Raw genomic sequence first — 17286 nt, 5'->3', positions numbered from 1 at the left:
GACTGAGTAACAAGCAATGCATTGCAAATTAAGGTAATGTGTTGTGAAAATGAAAGAAGCTTAGCTAAAAGCTACTGCGCTAAAACGCCCATAGAGGCATAACACCGAGACGTACTTTTTATGTGGACTGTTCCAAACTGTATTACTTTATTTCGAGTAATCCTTATACCTGTTTTTGTGGTTGTTTATTTTCTTGATTGGCGCTGGGCGCACGAAGCAGGGGCCTTTATCTTTTGGCTGGCGGCCATCACAGACTGGTTTGACGGGTATTTAGCACGAAAACTTCAGCAATCTACGCCCTTTGGTGCCTTCTTAGACCCGGTGGCAGATAAACTTATCGTAGGTGCCGCGCTTCTTATGATCACTCATAGTTATGCAAACCTTTGGATCACGTTGCCATCCATTGCGCTTTTAGTGCGTGAAATTTATGTTTCTGCACTACGAGAATGGATGGGTTCAAATGGCGTAAGAGACGCCGTTAAAGTGTCTTTTATAGGTAAAGCTAAAACCACTGCTCAAATGTTAGCCTTAATTGGATTACTTTCAGGGTTAGAAACTTTTATGGGCGTAACAATTTATTGGGTTTCTTTAGGTTATATCCTTTTATATTTCTCTGCAGTGCTGTCAATTTGGTCAATGTTTGTTTATACAAAAGCGGCGTGGCCACACCTTCGAAGTGGCGCAGTAAAGTAGAATTGATCGCGGTTTAATCAAAGTGAATAAAAAAATAGCAAACGATCATAAAAAACCGCATTTATCTCAATTTAAACGCTTTTTTGTGTTGACAGTTTTGAATGGGTAGGTAGAATGCACCCCACATTTCGAGAGGACATCAACCAAACGAAATGGTCGATTAAGACATGCGGGAATAGCTCAGTTGGTAGAGCACGACCTTGCCAAGGTCGGGGTCGCGAGTTCGAATCTCGTTTCCCGCTCCAATCTCTTAGAGATGAGTTTTAATCACGCGCCAGACGCATCTGGCGGAATGGCAGAATGGCTATGCAGCGGATTGCAAATCCGTCTATCTCGGTTCGACTCCGGGTTCCGCCTCCAAACGCTGCAACGCAGCATCAGGTTCTACGCCTGACACCTTTGCTGAAAAGCAACCCGATGCCCGGGTGGTGAAATTGGTAGACACAAGGGATTTAAAATCCCTCGCTGGTAACAGCGTGCCGGTTCAAGTCCGGCCCCGGGCACCATTTACTTCCACATTTTCATTCAATACAAAACTTTGTCAATCTCGCTCTTTTACTGCGTTTTACTATGGTAAAATCCGTAAAAATCTTTGGCAAAGACGTACTATCTTGAATTCTGTTATGTCACTTCGTTTAGACGAGCTATCTCGTGCTGAACGTCCATTTCACGCGCGTGGTAGCAAGGTAATTCGCTGTGATGCGTGTTTGCTTCCAACGCAAAACTGTATTTGTGAATTTAAGCCTGAAGCTGGCACAGACGTGGCGGTTTTGTTCTTAATGTACAAAGGCGAATACTATAAACCTACCAATACAGGTCGTTTGATTGCAGATGTGGTTAAAGACAACCATGCGTTTTTGTGGAAACGAACGGAACCTGATGAAGCGTTGCTGAAACTGCTAAGCGACGACAAATACTTTCCTATTGTGGTATTTCCACACGAATATGCTGCAGCTGAACGCTGTATTGACGCTCCACCATTGAATACTGGCAAAACGTTACTATTTATTTTCTTGGATGGAACCTGGCGTGAAGCAAAGAAGATGTTTGTAAAAAGTCCTTATCTGCATAATTTTCCTGTGTTGGGCGTTAGCATGGAAGTGGCTTCAGACTATCTGTTAAGAGAGTCTACCCATGATTTCCAACATTGCACCGCAGAAGTAGGTATTAGCGTTTTGGCACTAGCTGAGCAGCAGCAAGGGGCACAAACGTTAGCGCACTATTTTAGCGTGTTCAGGCGGGAATACTTAAAAGGTAAGCCCCATTTACAGCATAAGCTCGCGTTTGCAGAGTCGCAGGTTAAAGATAACATCTAAAAAGTGTCACTTTTATTTGCGAAAGTATTGTTTTACATCCACTATTTTATATTAATGAAAAACGGAGAAAGCGAATGGCATCAGTTACTTTTCAAGGCAAAACAGTTACAACTAAGGGCCAGCTACCAGAAGTAGGTACAGCGGCACCAGACTTTACCTTAGTAAAGGCGGATTTGGGCGAAGTAACGCTGTCAGAACTTGCAGGTAAAAACGTTGTATTGAATATCTTTCCTTCAATCGACACAGGCACTTGCGCAATGTCAGTGCGTAAATTTAACGAAGAAGCTGCTAAATTAGATAATACAACTGTTATTTGTGTGTCAGCCGACCTGCCGTTTGCTGCGGGCCGTTTCTGTGGCGCAGAAGGCATTGAAAATGTACTTACAGGTTCTACCTTCCGTTCAACCTTCGGCGATGATTACGGTGTAACCTTCGAATCAGCACCGCTAACAGGTTTACTGTCGCGCTCGGTTGTTGTTATCGATACTGAAGGTAAAGTGGTTTATACAGAGCAAGTAGCAGAAACTACAGAAGAACCAAATTACGAGTCTGCTATTGCTGCATTAAGCTAAGAAAGCCGCTTAGTCACTAAGTGAAATAGTACATAGTTAATGTGAATCAATACCAACCGATTCGTTTTTATCGCGGTATTACAAGGCGCTCACTCATGTGAGCGCTTTCCAGGAGGATGTAATGGCATCAGTATTGCTGTCAGTCGGCGAGTTAGCCAATGCAATGCAACAAAAACCGGTTACGCTTGTAAGAGCGTTGATGGATGATCCTGTGTCAAAAACGCCGGATACACGAACGGCAATGGTATTGCCTGCATCAGTGGATTTTGATCTAGATAGCGAAGGCAGCGACCACACTACAGGTTTACCTCACAGTATGCCCTCAGCTGATGACCTTGCTATTTATCTTGGCAATCAGGGTATTACAGCAAATACACCCATAGCGGTTTACGACACTCGAGGTATGTATTCTGCGCCTAGGGTATGGTGGATGCTAAAGGCTCTAGGGCATAAAGATGTATATATATTAAATGGTGGCCAACCTGCGTGGGAGGGGGCTGGGCTTCCCATTTCAGAACAGCAGCAATATGGAAAATTAACCTACCAAGCAACGCCTCGACCTGGGTGGTTTGCAAACTCTAGCGCAGTGCTTCAAGCTATAAATACCGAAGCGCAACTGCTTGATGCGAGAAGTAGTCCGCGATTTAACGGCGAAGTTTCAGAGCCCCGTGAAGGCGTGCGCTCAGGGCATATGCCAGGCGCGTTCAATGTTCCTTTCGATACACTAGTAAAAGACGGCCATTTCTTACCTGTAGATGAGCTAAATGCTGTTTTTGCACAAGCAAAAATCGATTTGCGTAAACCTATTATCTGCACCTGCGGTTCAGGCGTTACCGCTTGTATCATTGGTGTTGCAGTCTCTTATGTGTGGTGCTACGCAAGTTTCGGTATATGATGGGTCATGGTCTGAGTGGGGCGCTAATACGCAGTATCCTGTAGTCAAAAGCGTGTAAAAGCATAAAAGCCGTGAAATACTGAAATCATTAATGTGCGATGTATGCTTAAGCACGATAGTATCGCGAACCACAAAATAAACTGAATAACTCGCTTTATAGCAACAGAGTAAGAACAACCCGATGTCAGCTAATCAATCCTTACCCAATATTGTTATTCTCACCGGTGCCGGCATCTCCGCTGAGTCTGGGTTAAAAACGTTTCGCGATAATGACGGCCTTTGGGAAAATCACAGCGTTGAAGAAGTCGCTACACCCGAAGCGTTCGAGCAAAACCCTAGCTTGGTTTATCGCTTCTATAACGCGCGACGAGCACAGCTTCAACAGAATGATGTTTTGCCCAACGCAGCACATACGGCGCTGGCTAAACTCGAGAAAGCCTTCGGTCAAAAACAAACGTTGGTGACGCAAAACGTTGATGATTTACATGAGCGTGGCGGAAGCGAGTCGGTTTATCATATGCATGGTAAACTTCTGTCTGCGCGCTGTGCTATTAGCCAGCAAACTTTTGATTGGCGTGAGAGTTTTGATCACACCACTAAATGCCCCTGCTGTAAAAGAGTAACCCTTCGACCGGATATCGTGTGGTTTGGTGAAATGCCCATGTATATGGAAGTGATTTACGATGCGCTTTCACAGGCCGATATATTTATAGCTATTGGTACATCGGGTAATGTGTATCCCGCTGCTGGCTTTGTTCAGATTGCTAAAGAAAATGGCGCTCACACAATAGAAGCGAATTTAGAGCCAGGTGTATCCAATGCCTTGTTCGACGAATCACTTACAGGTCCTGCCTCGCGTATAGTTCCGCAGTGGGTTGATGAATTGATTTCAAAATATGCGCTGTAGGAGGCGCAAAACATGCAGTATATGAATGAATTTCTTACCATTGCACTGGTACATCTTGTGGCTGTTGCCAGTCCAGGTCCTGACTTTGCAGTGGTGGTTCGAAACAGCGTGGCTTATGGCAGGCGTATCGCTATATACACTAGTATCGGTATTGGGCTAGCAATCTTATTGCATGTTGCTTACTCGCTAGTAGGGCTAAGTGTTGTAATTGCGACTACGCCCTGGCTATTTACCACTTTTAGCTACGCTGCCGCTGCTTATTTGCTTTACCTTGCATTCGGTGCGCTCAGAAGCGGCCCTGTAAAGCAGGAGCAAGACATAAATACCGAAAAGAAGACATCACAAATCTCGGCAAAACGTGCTGTATGGATGGGGTTTCTGACAAACGGGCTTAATCCAAAAGCAACGCTGTTTTTCCTTTCACTTTTTACCGCCATCATCAGCATTGATACGCCATTTAGCGTAAAGCTTGGTTATGGTATCTATTTAGCGTTTGCCACCGGGCTTTGGTTTTGTTTCCTTTCCTACCTTTTAAGTACTAGTAAAGTTGCCGAGCTTATTGGTAGAAAAGGCTATTGGTTGGATAGGGCGATGGGCGTGCTTTTAGTTGGGTTAGCCGCTAAGTTGGTGTTGGGTTAATTTTTGTTTATTACACAAGCAGGCATTTATTTTTGTGAATTGGTATAATCGCGCCGATTTTTCTAAAAATATAAGAGAGTTGTGTGAAAGACGTAAACCCAGACCGCCTGAACAATACGTTGTCAAAACAGTATCAATTCGATACTAAAGGTCTCTTGCGCCGCGCTGCCGGTTTAACAAAAGCTAATTTTTCATCATTGTTTCAAGGTAGCCTTGTTTTATTCTTGACCTTTGTGGTGCTTGGGGTAATTGCCCAACAGTACATTACCATCAATGATGACGGTAGCTATGTATTCGAGCACCAGTCTATTATCCAGATTGTGGCAATCTGCATTGTGGCGCCGTTACTTACGGGCTTATATATGATGGGTGTTTTTGTAGCGCGAGGCGTAAAAACATCGGTATTTACGGTATTTCAGTTTTTCCCCCTTATATTTCTGGTTGCGTTAACCCAGTTAGTTAGCAGTATTCTTGTGCAGTTAGGCATGATGCTGCTTATCTTACCAGGCGTGTATTTCTATCTAGCGTCGTCTTTTTCTCTTATGTTAGTGGCCGACAGAAAACTAACTCCAATTAGCGCAATTATTCTCTCATGCCGAGTATTCAACGCGTACTGGGCTCAAATTGTCAGTATCTTCGGCGTGTTCTTCTTACTGTTTGTGTCGGTACCGCTGACGTTCGGGTTTTCCCTTATTTGGGTGTTACCTTTTTATTTTAGTATGATGGGGTTGCTCTATCAGGAATTGATTGGCGAGCAAGGAGTAAGCACGGACGCATCTGTAGATGATGTGAATGAGTCGAGCTTCGATGCATAAACGTGAAACCTTTAAAATAGTCCTTATAACGCTTGGCGTCCTGGCGGTTATCGTCATTAATGCCATTATTTTTACCAAGGACGAACCTGATATTTTAGATATACCGCAAACGGTGGTGGCGAAAAAGCCGGTACCTGATTTCTCTATTTATAGTGACGTAAAAGAGAAGAAAGAGGCGTTTTTTAACTATCTACGCCCCGAGGTAGAGAAGCAAAACGCTTACTTACTTACCTTGAGACATTATGTACAAACCTTGTATAGAAAAGCATTAGCCAACGAATCGCTTTCTGAAGACGATATGGCGAGGCTTGAGTGGCTTGAAGAAGAGTATCGGGTAAAGTCTACACAGCCTTTAAAGACCAAACTATTGGCCTTACTGCAGAAAGTTGATGTTCTACCTGAAGAGCTGGTACTAGTTCAGGCTGCGAATGAATCTGCATGGGGAACAAGCCGATTTGCAAGAAAGGGCTACAACTTTTTCGGTCTGTGGTGTTTTTCAAAAGGGTGCGGTTTTGTCCCAAATCGTCGAAATACCGGCGCATCACACGAAGTGGCAAAGTTTGATAGTCTGTCGCGAGCGACGTACACCTATATGCGTAACCTCAATAGGCACGATGCCTACGCTGATTTAAGAGAGATCCGCAGTCGACTTCGAGCTAACCAATTGCCTATTACTGGTGTTGCATTGGCAGAAGGGCTAATGAACTATTCCGAGCGAGGAGCCGCTTATGTTGAAGAGCTTCAAACAATGATCCTATTTAACGAGGAGTTTTTATCCGAATGATACGCGCTGCATTATTTCTTGCTTCATCTCTGTTTGTCGGTTTTGGTAGTACATCCGTAGCTGCTGAAACGATAGATGTAGAGTACAGCCGTTTCTACAGCCATGTTAAAAAGCTAGATAACGAAGATACCCAAGCGCTTCAGTTTGCGTTTGGTTTTGTCCGAGTAGGTGAAGGGCGTTTATGCGAGGTTAACGGTGCATCTATCGTTACCGATAAGAAAACAATGCCACTAGAAGTTACAGATGAAGGACGTTTTACCGTACCCACTGAAAAAGCACTGAAACTGGCTAATGCACTGGTACGTATCGACTTAAACGAACGCGCGAACGTTTGTGATATGTCGGTGCAGCTTGAAACCAAGCCAGAATACCTTAAACAGTATTACAAGAAAGAAGAACTCACTTTTTTGTATGAACAGTATGAAGCCTTTTTCAATGAAATGGGAAGCTTTTTGTCTTTTATGATGCCGTCGGTGAAGGGCTTGATGATTCAGTTCGAAGACAAAAATTTAGATTTCGTTACACCGCAGGGTGTACAAATTAACAATGGTGTTCTGCAGTTAGAGCAAGAGTGGATAAATGAGGCGAAAGGCTTAACGCTGCCACAAGCGCCGCTGCGTGTAACAGCTATGGCGTCAAGTTAATCTACCTTCTGAACAATTAGGTATCAGGTTAGTAACTGATACCTAATTTGCTCTGCAATTCGCGCTATGGTCTCTTCGCCTTTTGCGCAAAGTTCTTCTGCCCTATGGAACTCCATAATACCTACATCAGTCAGCTGAGGTTCAATTAGTATATCTGGCGGGTCGCCAGCTAAACGAGACCGAGTAACACGAGCTTGAAGTATTTCAAGTGAGCTGCTCATTACGCTCATAATTCCTGGCGGGTTGCGCTTATTCACCTTTGCAGGCACTTCAGTGAATTCTTCTTCTACTTTTTCAATAACATCAGAGGCTATGCTTTCTTCGGTATTCACATCTTCAGAAGCATTGACTTGAAGCTGCTCTTCATTTTCGTCTGACGTTTTGTCATCTTTACTGTCTGGCGAAAACCATTGGCGCAATACGTTTTGGCTTTTAGTAAAAAAGTCTTCGGTTTTACGTTGGTTTTCTTCGTGGTCTTGCCTTAACTTTTCCAACCGAAGCGGGCGAAAATCGGCGTTAAGATTAACCGCAATCACAAAATCAGCCCCTAATTGGCGACACAAGTTCACCGGTACAGGGTTCACAACAGCGCCATCCACTAGCCAGCGATCGCCATGAGCAACGGGGGCAAAGAGCGCTGGAATAGCGCATGACGCTTGAATGGTATCGCCAATAGGTCCTGAATTAAATACTACTTCACGTCCGGTATATAGGTCAGTTGCCACAGCCGCAAAAGGTTTAAGCATATCTTCATAGGTAGATTCACAAAACTCGCTAGCAAGTTTGTCGAAAACTTTTTGTCCGCTGGCAATACCGCCACGTCTTAATCCAACACCCATAAGAGCAAGTACCTGCCAGTCGCTAAGTGAACAGGCCCATTCTTTTAAACCTTCTAGCTTACCACTTGCGTAGGCAGCACCAACGTAGGCGCCAATAGAGCAACCAGCAACAACGTCGATTTTAACGCCAAGCTTTTCCAATGCTTCAATTATACCAATGTGTGTCCAGCCCCTTGCGGCACCGGCACCTAACGCCAGTCCAATTTTCATTTACTTTGGTTCCATAATATTTACTACTTCGATAGCATTGTCTTCATCACTGAGATCTGCGCTATTTTCTGTAGCAAAAGAAGGTTCATCAAATCCTATATCACCATCTGCAACGGGGCCATCTTGAGTGACGATAGATTTAAAATCATAAAGATTACTATCTACAAGATGTGAAGGGGCCACGTTTTGAAGCGCACGGAACATTGATTCAATACGACCTGGGAAACGGCGGTTCCAGTCTTGAAGCATTGCTTTTATGTTCTGGCGCTGAAGATTTTCTTGTGAACCACACAGGTTACAAGGAATAATTGGGAACTCAGCGGCTTGAGAATATTTTTCAATGTCTTTTTCGCTGCAGTAGGCCAGTGGACGAATGACAATATGCTCGCCGTTATCGCTAACCAGTTTTGGTGGCATAGATTTCAGCTTGCCACCGTGAAACATATTCAGGAAAAACGTTTCTAGCATGTCGTCACGGTGGTGACCTAATGCAATTTTCGTCGCGCCTAGTTCTTTCGCTGTGCGGTATAAAATACCACGGCGCAAACGAGAGCAAAGCGAACAAGTCGTTTTCCCTTCAGGAATCTTGTCTTTAACAATAGAGTAGGTGTCTTCTTCTACAATCTTGTAATCGACGCCTATGCTGTCTAAATACTCGGGCAAGATATGTTCAGGAAAACCAGGTTGCTTCTGGTCAAGATTTACCGCAATAATATCAAAATGAATAGGCGCAATCTTCTTTAAAAACAATAAAATATCAAGCATGGTATAGCTGTCTTTACCTCCCGATAAACACACCATAACCTTGTCGTTGTTTTCAATCATACCGAAATCGCCAATGGCCTTACCCACGTTGCGACGAAGTCGTTTCTGAAGTTTGTTGAAGTTGTACTTTTGCTTACTTTGCGCGGCGTTTAACGTCGGCGCATCAGCACTGCTTGTGCCTAAACTCATAATTAACTAGCTTGGTTTGTGATAAAGGCGCCATTATACATTAAAGCGCCTTTTCGAGACTATGGCTGTGTTGTTAAATTTATCGAGAAGCGTTAAGTATTGATTTAAGCGTGTATGATCAACTTTCAGCATTAACTGCTAAATGCGCAGTTTTTTTTCATGAAAAACGCCCATCGCCGATTCGCCATTTGTCGCCACCAAGTGACTTGGTATTTAAACGAAATTAAGTCGTTAACTACACGGTTATCGGTGATTCAAACCCATCTGGCTTAATCGCAAGTACGTCACAATTTAGTTCATCAATAACGTGCTCGGCAGTATTGCCAATAAGCGCCGCCGAAATACCAACCCGTCCCACGGTGCCTATTACAACTAACTCGGCATCGAGTGTTTTAGCCACTTGCGGGATAACTTTTTCAGGCAAGCCTTCTTTCACCACACATTTATTTTCTGGAATACCATATTTCAGCGCGTGACTACGCATTTCTTTCATATGATGATTTTTTACCGCATCGTGATACGTATCAGGGTCAAACTCTGGCACTTCAATGGCAATGTTAAGTGGAGTTGTAGGGTAGCTATTCACTAAATTAACGTTACCTTTTAGCAAAGAGGCATAATCGTTAGCGATTATCGTAAGCTTGTCGTTTAGTGCAGCATGCTCATCATCTTCACTGCCTACGTTTACTGCAGCTATAATTTCACCGCCTTCTGGCCAGTCGTGTTCTTTAACGAGCAGTACAGGGCGTGGGCACTTGCGCATTAGATGCCAGTCTGTAGGGGTAAAGATTACTGAGGCAAGGTCGTCATGTTTTTTAGTGGCTTTTACCACCAAGTCGATTTGGTTATTAAGGGCGTAATAAATAATCGACTCATAAGCACGGTTGTTCCACTCAACCACAATATCGGTCTCTGAAAAGCCTTGTTCTTTTAGCTGGGCAGATAACCATTTGGCGTGCTCTTTTGTAACGGCATCGCGCATTGATTCACGTTCGTCGGGGCTAAGCATGGTTGTCATATCGTAAGACAAATCATATACCACCATCATAGCGGTAACCGTGGCGCCGGTTTTTGACGCAAGTTCATAGGCACGGCTTAGGGCAGGCTGGTTGTCGCGTTCCGCGTCCACCACGGCAAGAATTCGTTTACACTCAATCATAACGTCTCCTCAACTACAAAGCTTTGTATGGCTGTCGACATCGATATTGTTTCAAAACAGTTTATATAAACCATTTACATTAACTATAAACGACATTTGGAAAAACGTGAGTTGTTTTGGATCAAGGTGTAAATAATCTGTTGATATATAAAACAGGTAACATTGAATATTACGGGAGTTTTCACGCACGACGGATGGATGTCGTGTTAAACAGTGAGGGAATACAGTGAAATTTTAAAGGTTAAAACTAAAAAGCGCGCATGTAGCGCGCTCAAGATAACAGAAGAATAAATTAACCGTTACAGACTACACTAGGGCCATTTAACGCTTCTAACTTGGAATTTAACCGATCAAAATCCAAAATAGAGATCAATTTACCGTCTACTTTGATAATGTTTTCTTTCTGAAAACGGCTTAATAGACGACTAATGGTTTCTATCGTTAAGCCTAAGTAGTTGCCGATTTCGTTTCGGGTCATAGTTAGATGAAATTCTCTGTGCGAGAAGCCACGCTCTTCAAAGCGCTGAGATAGGTGCGATATAAAATATAGCAAACGCTCCTCAGCAGTACGCTTGTTTAAAAGCATGATCATGTCGTGATCTTGTTTGATTTCTGCGCTCATAAAGCTCATGATCTGATGGCGAAGCTTGGGAAATTGCACAGACATCTCATCTAGTGTGTCATAAGGCAACTCACACACCATGGCGGTTTCTAGCGCAGAAGTGTAGCTTTGATGTTTATTCTCCCGCAGGGCATCGAAACCAATAATATCACCAGGGAAGTGGAAGCCGGTGATTTGCTCTTCACCTTCTTGGTTGGTTACAAATGATTTGAAAGAGCCAGTTCTAACGGCGAAAAGCGAACGAAATTTATCGCCAGTTTGAATGAGCGTATCACCTTTGTGAAGCGGCTTTTTGCGCTCAATTATATCGTCAAGAGACTCGATTTCTGTTTTGTTCAGCGCCACCGGTAAACACAAGTGACTGAAGCTACAGTTTTGACAGTGAATAGAAAATTGGCTTCCTTTGCTCATAATACATGCTCTTTTGAAGATTACCCAATAATGATACACCCATTTTTAAACGATTGCGCCATGAATAAGATAAGCCGCATAAATGGCCATTATTACGGCAATTATTTGTCTAACGTTATTGTTTTGAAAACTGCTAACAATATACTGACTGCCTGCACTTGCTGCGAGTAGCGTTGGCAAAGTACCTAAACCGAAGAAAAACATGATGGCAGCGCCCTGCAATGCATTCCCCGCCGCTAAAGACCAAGTAAGTGTTGAATACACTAATCCACAAGGCAACCAGCCCCAAATAAACCCATAAGGAATAGCACTAAAAGGGGTTTTGAAAGGTAAAAAACGCTTAGATAACGGCTGCAGTTTAGAAAATAAACCTTTGCCTGCGTTTTCTAACACCGTTAACCCTGTCCACCATTTGCCTAAATAACAGGCCAACAACAGCAACATAATACCGCTGAGTAAAGACAGGGCATAATTGGCCAGAGGAATATAGTCTGCTGCAATTTTGCCAAGTGCGCCGGTCAGTGCGCCAGCAATGGTGTAGCTAGCTATGCGCCCCATGTTATAGGCTAGGGCGTAAGGTACTGCTGAAGCACCTTTTGGTGACACCATTCTTAGCGCTGCCACTATACCGCCGCACATGCCCACGCAGTGAACACCGCCCGCTAAGCCGATAAGAAAAGCTGAGAAGTAATTAATCCCCTCCATGCTGCCCTTGGTTTTTCTCTACTTTAGTATTCTGAAGTTGCTTGCGTTGTTCAGCGAGCTTTTTTTCTTCGGGCGGAAGATCATCGTCAAACAGTATGCTGTAACCTTGACGGTCTAAATCTTCAAACTGATTAGTTTTAACCGCCCAGAAGAATATTACGATAGCGACGGCTACTATAATGATGGCGATTGGAATTAAAACGTAAATAATGCTCATACTATTTGCCCAGAAGTCGCGTAGAGTTTGTCACTACTATGATACTGCTTAATGACATGCCAACAACCGCCATCCACGGCGAAAGTAGGCCAGATACGGCGAAAGGTAAGATCAAAACGTTGTAACCTACCGACCAACCAATATTTTGTCTTATTTTTTGCTTCACTTGATGCGCAGTTCGGATGAGTTCTGGCACAGAAAGCAGCTGATCGCCAAGCAAAATCACGTCGGCTGCAGTTTTCGCAACATCTGTAGCATTACCTACCGCTATCGCTACATCAGCACTTGCAAGAACAGGGGCGTCATTAATACCATCGCCCATCATCATAACCTTTGAGCCAGATTGCTGCATAGCTTGAACCGCTTCATATTTATGCTCTGGGGTAAGGCCCCCTTTAGCGGTAGAAATTGGTAAAGGTTTGGTGAGGGAATCAACGTTTTGCTGTGTATCGCCGCTTAGTACAGCGAGGGTATGACTTTTTGCCAATATATCGAGGGTTTCTTGGGTATCGTCACGCAGTGAGTCACGAACTTCAAAAGCAGCCATAATACGGCCTTTGACAGTAAGAAATACGTTAGCCGAGGGATAGCGCTCGATAAACGATTGCTGTGATTCGTGAACACTGAACGCTGCTGAGCCCATGGAGAAAAGCGTGTCATTAATTTCACCGCTAATTCCGCCACCTGGCGTGACCGTGAAATTTGTCACTTTGTGTACGGTGTTGCCGCTTGACGTTTTATCACCGCTAAAGTCCTTATTACCGCTAAAGGCTTTTTTGTCGCTAAAGGCTTTAGCAATAGGGTGTTCAGAGCGAGATTCTAGGGCGCGGGCGATTGATAGCGCGCTTTGGCTGTCTACGCCGTCAGCATACCAGGCGTTTGATATAGTGAACTTACCTTGTGTCAGCGTACCGGTTTTGTCGAGTGCGATAGTGTCAATGCCAGTGATTTGCTCAAGAGCATCGGCACGCTTTAGCAAAATACCTTGTCTGTTTAATTTCGCCATAGCGCAAGTGAGCGCTGATGGCGTGGCTAACCCTAGGGCGCAAGGACAGGTTGCTACCAACACGGAAATGGTGATCCAAAACGCATCATCACTGCCGTTATAAGCCCAAAAGGTGTAAGTTAACGCTGAAATCAATAATACAGCGGTCACAAAGTATCTAGAGAAATTATCGGCTATCTGTGCAGCCTTGGGCTTGCTCGCCATCGCACTTGCTTGAAGCCTTACAATTTGATTTACCAGCGCATTTTTAAGTGTTTGCGTAACCGTAATGGTAAGGCTACCGTCCTGACATACGGTACCGCCATATACAGTGCTGTTATCTGACTTTCGTACTGGGTTAAATTCACCCGTTAGCATAGATTCGTCAACCGCAGCGTTACCCTCTGTAACCAGCCCATCAATGGGGATGGTTTCACCAGGCTTAACCAGCACTACATCGTGTACCTTTAGCTGCTTTGCTAGACATTCAGTAACGCTGCCATCTGGCATTAATTTAGTCGCTGACACAGGAACATACTGCATCATATTGGCAGAGATCTGTGCGGCGCGATGACGACTGCGATGTTCTAAGAATCGGCTGAGTAACAGCAGAAAAATAAACATACAAATGGATTCGAAATACACTTCGCCTTGCTCTAATACGGTAGAACGAATACCGGCAATATAGGTACCGAATATGGCAAGCGTAACAGGTACATCCATATTAACTGTTTTAGCGCTTAGCGCTTTAGCGGCTCCGACATAGAAGGTGCTACCAGAATACAGTACAACCGGGGTAGTGAGTGTAAGGGCGACCCAATAAAAATATTGGCGGGTCTCTAACTCAATGGCGCCAAACCAATCAAAATACAGCCCCGTCATCAGCATCATTACTTGCATGGTCATAATGCCTGCAAGGCCAAGCTTTTTCAGAAAGGTCTTTTGTTCGCGTTTATAACTGGCTTCGTGTTCATCGGGGTGAAATGGCGACCCAATATAACCAATGCGTTTTAGTGTAGAAAGAATTTGGCTAAGTTTAATTTGAAAAGGTGACCAAGTAACTAAAGCGCGACGCTCTTGAACATTTACAGCTACTTGCTTGATGCCTTCAACTTTCGATAATTGCTTTTCGATAAGCCAGCCACAGGCAGCGCATGTAATGCCTTCAAGGGTCAGTTGAATTTGCTTATCTTGCCCTTCTTCAAACACGAACTCTTCCTGAAGGGAAGGGTCGTCGTACACCTTGAGTTTATCTAAGGTTTCCAAAATCCCATCGTCAGACTTTTGCGCAGGTTCTGTTCTAAACTGGTAATAGTCTTCTAAACCATTATTAACAATAGCTTCTGCAACGGCTAAGCAGCCAGGGCAACACATATCCCGTTGTTGCCCCAATATGACAGTAGTGAACTTCCCATCGTCTGCGGCTGCCACAGGAAGCCCACAATGGTAACAATCGTGATTGGCCATTATGGATTGAACTTCATTTTTCCAGAATGGGGTAGATAGACGGTGTTTTGAATTTTCCAGCTATCATCAATAGGTGTTAGCGATATGCGCCATTTACCGTCTAGGTTTTCTTCAATAAAACCGCGATAAATACCGTTGGCATCTCGACTTAGTAAAACGCTGACATCACGCTCTTCAAGCGTTACGTGATAAAAGCTCAATTTAACAGCATTACCTTCTTGAGGAATGCCCGAGTGAAATTGCAGCGCTATGCTGCCATCTTCAATGGTTAAATCGGTAGTAATATTTAAACGGCGGGCGATTGCCTCTTTGTCTAGACGTGCATTAATTGCTTTACCTTCTTTGTAGTAATCGTCTACAACAAGGCTATCTTCAGTAGAAATAGCAAGGTTTAACAACACGCCACCCATGATCAGGGTAATAATAGGAACCGCAATTAAAAACCAGGGCCAGAATTCTTTATACCAGGGTCTATTCATCGAAATCTTTTCTCGTATTTACTTCACTAGCAAGGTCGCTAACAACATATCTATTATTACTCGTGAACAAATGTATTCGAACTGCATAATAACAATAAATATGGTGTAGGTAATTTGCATCGACAGCGCACTAAATTTTCACGTAATGGCACTGTCTATATGGCTGTATTTTCTCATAAAAAAAGCCCCGTAGTAACGAGGCTTTTTAAGATATTTAATGATTTAAATCATTAATCATTTGAAAGGCTGTAAACATACGCTGCAACAACGTGAATTTTGTCATCACCCAAGGTTTTCTTGAATGAAGGCATTACACCATTACGACCGTAAGTAAGCGTTTCTGTTACCGCTCTGTGGCTGCCGCCGTAAAGCCAGATGTTGTCGGTAAGGTTTGGTGCACCAAGTGCTTGGTTACCTTTACCGTCCATACCGTGACAAGCCGCACACGCTGCGAAACGTGCTTTACCTGCTTCTGCAAGCTGAGGGTCCACATCGCGACCGCTTAAACTAAGTACGTAGTTAACCACTTCTTCGATACCGTCTTCACCCATAGCATCTAGCCATGCTGGCATAGCTGCTTTACGACCAAGCGTAAGAGTTTCAACGATTTTCGCACCTGAACCACCGTACAACCAGTCGTTGTCCGTTAGGTTAGGGAAGCCGCCATTTTGACCACGTGCATCAGAACCGTGACACTGAGAGCAATTTTGTAGGAACAAACGCTGACCTACTTTATTTGCTTCTGGGTCTTTAGCCAGTTCTTCAACAGGAACTTTTGCATACGCTTCAAAGATCGGGTCGAACTTCTCGGCAGCAAAATCTAGTTCACGGTCATACTCTACTAGGTAGCCTTGCTCTTTTGCATCAATACGCGCCTGAGCTGACTCTTCTAGTGATTGAATATTTTGGTTGGAGCTCTTCCAACCCCAAATACCTTCGTACGCACCTAGGCCAGGATAAAGCGCTAGGTATATAAAGCCCCAAACGATGGTCATATAGAACATAATTGTCCACCAGCGAGGAAGTTGATTGTTTAACTCCTCAATACCATCAAATTCGTGACCCATTGACTCACCTTCAGCGACGCCAGTCTTGTTAGACAGGCACCAGCGAAGAAGGAAGTAGCAACCAATGATCAACCCTAGGGTTATCACTGAAATCCAAATTGTCCAAAACATACTCATGAGTTCGAGACTCCTGCTAATCTTCTTTTGATTTTTCTTTTTCTTCGTCTGCAAACGGTAAGTTTGCTGCTTCATCGAATTTCTTCTTGTTGCGGCCGCTAAACGCCCACCACACGACGCCGATGAAGCTTACAAAGACGATGACAGTAAAAATGCTGCCTACAATTCCCTGGTCCATATTATTTCAAGTGTGTGCCAAGAGACTGTAGATAAGCAATAAGGGCCTGCATTTCCGTTTTACCCTGTACTGCCGCTTTCGCACCCGCAATATCTTCGTCGGTATACGGAACACCAAATCCACGGAATACTTCCATTTTTTCAGCTGTTAACTCGCCATTAAGCGTGTTTTCCGCAAGCCAAGGGAAACCTGGCATGTTCGACTCTGGTACTACGTTACGAGGATTAAGCAGGTGAACTCGGTGCCATTCGTCGCTGTAACGACCACCAACACGTGCTAGGTCAGGACCAGTACGCTTAGAACCCCAAAGGAAAGGGTGCTCCCATACTGACTCACCGGCAACGCTGTAGTGACCATAACGCTCTGTTTCTGCGCGGAATGGACGAATCATCTGGCTGTGACACCCTACACAACCTTCACGGATGTAGATGTCACGACCTTCAAGTTCAAGCGCTGTATATGGACGTAGGCCTGTTACTGGTTCCATTACTTGCTGTTGAAACATCAACGGCGTAATTTGAACCATGGCACCGAAGCTGATAGCGATAAGGATTAATACCGTTAACAGACCGACGTTTTTTTCAATTAACTCATGTGCGTTTTTCATTATT

Annotated in this window: 20 protein-coding genes and 3 tRNA genes; 12 read left to right on the top strand and 11 right to left on the bottom strand. The window is 44.0% G+C overall.

Translation table 11 applies throughout. The features are described from left to right. Positions 1 to 120 precede the first annotated feature (120 nt). The 12 genes from pgsA (at position 121) to ACYX4W_RS13535 (ending at position 7265) form a co-directional block, all read left to right on the top strand. Positions 121 to 693: a CDP-diacylglycerol--glycerol-3-phosphate 3-phosphatidyltransferase gene (gene pgsA, locus ACYX4W_RS13590; RefSeq protein WP_014979382.1), complete on the top strand. Its 573-nt coding sequence runs from the start codon at positions 121 to 123 to the stop codon at positions 691 to 693. A gap of 169 nt (positions 694 to 862) precedes the next feature. After that, positions 863 to 938 (top strand) — tRNA-Gly (locus ACYX4W_RS13585). A gap of 41 nt (positions 939 to 979) precedes the next feature. Then, positions 980 to 1053, top strand: a tRNA-Cys gene (locus ACYX4W_RS13580). Positions 1054 to 1112: 59 nt separating this feature from the next. Next, a tRNA-Leu gene (locus ACYX4W_RS13575) sits at positions 1113 to 1199 on the top strand. Positions 1200 to 1316: 117 nt separating this feature from the next. Beyond that, positions 1317 to 2009, top strand: a complete 693-nt coding sequence (locus ACYX4W_RS13570) for a tRNA-uridine aminocarboxypropyltransferase (protein WP_474809255.1) — start codon at positions 1317 to 1319, stop codon at positions 2007 to 2009. Positions 2010 to 2083: 74 nt separating this feature from the next. Beyond that, a complete protein-coding gene (gene tpx, locus ACYX4W_RS13565; RefSeq protein ID WP_476073541.1) occupies positions 2084 to 2581 on the top strand; it encodes a thiol peroxidase in 498 nt (165 codons plus the stop codon). A gap of 121 nt (positions 2582 to 2702) precedes the next feature. After that, the gene (locus ACYX4W_RS13560) at positions 2703 to 3476 is read left to right on the top strand and encodes a sulfurtransferase (RefSeq protein WP_476073540.1); all 774 of its coding nucleotides are present in this window, start codon (positions 2703 to 2705) and stop codon (positions 3474 to 3476) included. Positions 3477 to 3657: 181 nt separating this feature from the next. Then, a complete protein-coding gene (gene cobB, locus ACYX4W_RS13555; RefSeq protein WP_476073539.1) occupies positions 3658 to 4383 on the top strand; it encodes a Sir2 family NAD+-dependent deacetylase in 726 nt (241 codons plus the stop codon). Positions 4384 to 4395: 12 nt separating this feature from the next. Then, the gene (locus ACYX4W_RS13550; RefSeq protein WP_476073538.1) at positions 4396 to 5022 is read left to right on the top strand and encodes a LysE family translocator; all 627 of its coding nucleotides are present in this window, start codon (positions 4396 to 4398) and stop codon (positions 5020 to 5022) included. An 83-nt stretch (positions 5023 to 5105) separates the two neighbouring features. After that, on the top strand, positions 5106 to 5837 hold the full coding sequence (locus tag ACYX4W_RS13545; RefSeq protein WP_476073537.1) for a YciC family protein: 732 nt from the start codon (positions 5106 to 5108) through the stop codon (positions 5835 to 5837). Further along, positions 5830 to 6621: a glucosaminidase domain-containing protein gene (locus ACYX4W_RS13540; RefSeq protein WP_476073536.1), complete on the top strand. Its 792-nt coding sequence runs from the start codon at positions 5830 to 5832 to the stop codon at positions 6619 to 6621. Before ACYX4W_RS13545 ends, ACYX4W_RS13540 begins: the two co-directional genes overlap by 8 nt. Further along, a complete protein-coding gene (locus ACYX4W_RS13535) occupies positions 6618 to 7265 on the top strand; it encodes a DUF2987 domain-containing protein (RefSeq protein ID WP_476073535.1) in 648 nt (215 codons plus the stop codon). The genes ACYX4W_RS13540 and ACYX4W_RS13535 overlap by 4 nt, the downstream gene beginning before the upstream one ends. Before the next feature lie 23 nt (positions 7266 to 7288). On the opposite strand, the gene ACYX4W_RS13530 is transcribed toward ACYX4W_RS13535, so the two are convergent. The 11 genes from ACYX4W_RS13530 to ccoO all read right to left on the bottom strand — a co-directional run bounded on the left by ACYX4W_RS13530 (position 7289) and on the right by ccoO (position 17282). Further along, positions 7289 to 8314 carry a patatin-like phospholipase family protein gene (locus ACYX4W_RS13530; RefSeq protein WP_474806656.1) on the bottom strand — a complete coding sequence of 342 codons (1026 nt, stop codon included), beginning with the start codon at positions 8312 to 8314 and terminating at the stop codon, positions 7289 to 7291. Beyond that, positions 8315 to 9268 (bottom strand): tRNA 2-thiocytidine(32) synthetase TtcA, encoded by a 954-nt coding sequence (gene ttcA, locus ACYX4W_RS13525; protein WP_474806658.1) that lies wholly within the window; start codon positions 9266 to 9268, stop codon positions 8315 to 8317. Between the two features lie 235 nt (positions 9269 to 9503). Then, positions 9504 to 10427, bottom strand: coding sequence for a universal stress protein UspE (gene uspE, locus ACYX4W_RS13520; protein WP_474806660.1), 924 nt, complete (start codon positions 10425 to 10427; stop codon positions 9504 to 9506). Between the two features lie 292 nt (positions 10428 to 10719). Next, the gene (gene fnr, locus ACYX4W_RS13515; protein ID WP_476073534.1) at positions 10720 to 11460 is read right to left on the bottom strand and encodes a fumarate/nitrate reduction transcriptional regulator Fnr; all 741 of its coding nucleotides are present in this window, start codon (positions 11458 to 11460) and stop codon (positions 10720 to 10722) included. A 45-nt stretch (positions 11461 to 11505) separates the two neighbouring features. Beyond that, the gene (locus tag ACYX4W_RS13510) at positions 11506 to 12165 is read right to left on the bottom strand and encodes a sulfite exporter TauE/SafE family protein (RefSeq protein WP_474856380.1); all 660 of its coding nucleotides are present in this window, start codon (positions 12163 to 12165) and stop codon (positions 11506 to 11508) included. Continuing rightward, positions 12152 to 12382, bottom strand: coding sequence for a cbb3-type cytochrome oxidase assembly protein CcoS (ccoS, locus tag ACYX4W_RS13505; RefSeq protein WP_474806666.1), 231 nt, complete (start codon positions 12380 to 12382; stop codon positions 12152 to 12154). The genes ACYX4W_RS13510 and ccoS overlap by 14 nt, the downstream gene beginning before the upstream one ends. A 1-nt stretch (position 12383) precedes the next feature. Continuing rightward, the gene (locus tag ACYX4W_RS13500; protein ID WP_476073533.1) at positions 12384 to 14834 is read right to left on the bottom strand and encodes a heavy metal translocating P-type ATPase; all 2451 of its coding nucleotides are present in this window, start codon (positions 14832 to 14834) and stop codon (positions 12384 to 12386) included. Further along, a complete protein-coding gene (locus tag ACYX4W_RS13495; protein ID WP_474806670.1) occupies positions 14834 to 15313 on the bottom strand; it encodes a FixH family protein in 480 nt (159 codons plus the stop codon). The genes ACYX4W_RS13500 and ACYX4W_RS13495 overlap by 1 nt, the downstream gene beginning before the upstream one ends. A 230-nt stretch (positions 15314 to 15543) precedes the next feature. Next, entirely contained in the window at positions 15544 to 16497 is a 954-nt protein-coding gene (gene ccoP / locus ACYX4W_RS13490; RefSeq protein WP_476073532.1) for a cytochrome-c oxidase, cbb3-type subunit III, read from the bottom strand. A 16-nt stretch (positions 16498 to 16513) separates the two neighbouring features. Next, positions 16514 to 16675, bottom strand: coding sequence for a cbb3-type cytochrome oxidase subunit 3 (locus ACYX4W_RS13485; RefSeq protein WP_012518547.1), 162 nt, complete (start codon positions 16673 to 16675; stop codon positions 16514 to 16516). A 1-nt stretch (position 16676) separates the two neighbouring features. Beyond that, positions 16677 to 17282 (bottom strand): cytochrome-c oxidase, cbb3-type subunit II, encoded by a 606-nt coding sequence (ccoO, locus tag ACYX4W_RS13480; protein ID WP_071951601.1) that lies wholly within the window; start codon positions 17280 to 17282, stop codon positions 16677 to 16679. Positions 17283 to 17286 lie beyond the last annotated feature (4 nt).

This window comes from Alteromonas sp. ABH4_454 (assembly GCF_056311775.1).
This window is presented reverse-complemented; position numbering and strand designations above follow the sequence as displayed.

Bases quoted from the DNA above. Each gene is read 5' to 3' on its own strand.
- pgsA (WP_014979382.1), top strand. From the start codon at position 121: ATGTGGACTGTTCCAAACTGTATTACTTTATTTCGAGTAATCCTTATA.
- ACYX4W_RS13570 (WP_474809255.1), top strand. From the start codon at position 1,317: ATGTCACTTCGTTTAGACGAGCTATCTCGTGCTGAACGTCCATTTCAC.
- tpx (WP_476073541.1), top strand. From the start codon at position 2,084: ATGGCATCAGTTACTTTTCAAGGCAAAACAGTTACAACTAAGGGCCAG.
- ACYX4W_RS13560 (WP_476073540.1), top strand. From the start codon at position 2,703: ATGGCATCAGTATTGCTGTCAGTCGGCGAGTTAGCCAATGCAATGCAA.
- cobB (WP_476073539.1), top strand. From the start codon at position 3,658: ATGTCAGCTAATCAATCCTTACCCAATATTGTTATTCTCACCGGTGCC.
- ACYX4W_RS13550 (WP_476073538.1), top strand. From the start codon at position 4,396: ATGCAGTATATGAATGAATTTCTTACCATTGCACTGGTACATCTTGTG.
- ACYX4W_RS13540 (WP_476073536.1), top strand. From the start codon at position 5,830: ATGCATAAACGTGAAACCTTTAAAATAGTCCTTATAACGCTTGGCGTC.
- ACYX4W_RS13535 (WP_476073535.1), top strand. From the start codon at position 6,618: ATGATACGCGCTGCATTATTTCTTGCTTCATCTCTGTTTGTCGGTTTT.
- ACYX4W_RS13530 (WP_474806656.1), bottom strand. From the start codon at position 8,314: ATGAAAATTGGACTGGCGTTAGGTGCCGGTGCCGCAAGGGGCTGGACA.
- ttcA (WP_474806658.1), bottom strand. From the start codon at position 9,268: ATGAGTTTAGGCACAAGCAGTGCTGATGCGCCGACGTTAAACGCCGCG.
- uspE (WP_474806660.1), bottom strand. From the start codon at position 10,427: ATGATTGAGTGTAAACGAATTCTTGCCGTGGTGGACGCGGAACGCGAC.
- fnr (WP_476073534.1), bottom strand. From the start codon at position 11,460: ATGAGCAAAGGAAGCCAATTTTCTATTCACTGTCAAAACTGTAGCTTC.
- ACYX4W_RS13510 (WP_474856380.1), bottom strand. From the start codon at position 12,165: ATGGAGGGGATTAATTACTTCTCAGCTTTTCTTATCGGCTTAGCGGGC.
- ccoS (WP_474806666.1), bottom strand. From the start codon at position 12,382: ATGAGCATTATTTACGTTTTAATTCCAATCGCCATCATTATAGTAGCC.
- ACYX4W_RS13500 (WP_476073533.1), bottom strand. From the start codon at position 14,834: ATGGCCAATCACGATTGTTACCATTGTGGGCTTCCTGTGGCAGCCGCA.
- ACYX4W_RS13495 (WP_474806670.1), bottom strand. From the start codon at position 15,313: ATGAATAGACCCTGGTATAAAGAATTCTGGCCCTGGTTTTTAATTGCG.
- ccoP (WP_476073532.1), bottom strand. From the start codon at position 16,497: ATGAGTATGTTTTGGACAATTTGGATTTCAGTGATAACCCTAGGGTTG.
- ACYX4W_RS13485 (WP_012518547.1), bottom strand. From the start codon at position 16,675: ATGGACCAGGGAATTGTAGGCAGCATTTTTACTGTCATCGTCTTTGTA.
- ccoO (WP_071951601.1), bottom strand. From the start codon at position 17,282: ATGAAAAACGCACATGAGTTAATTGAAAAAAACGTCGGTCTGTTAACG.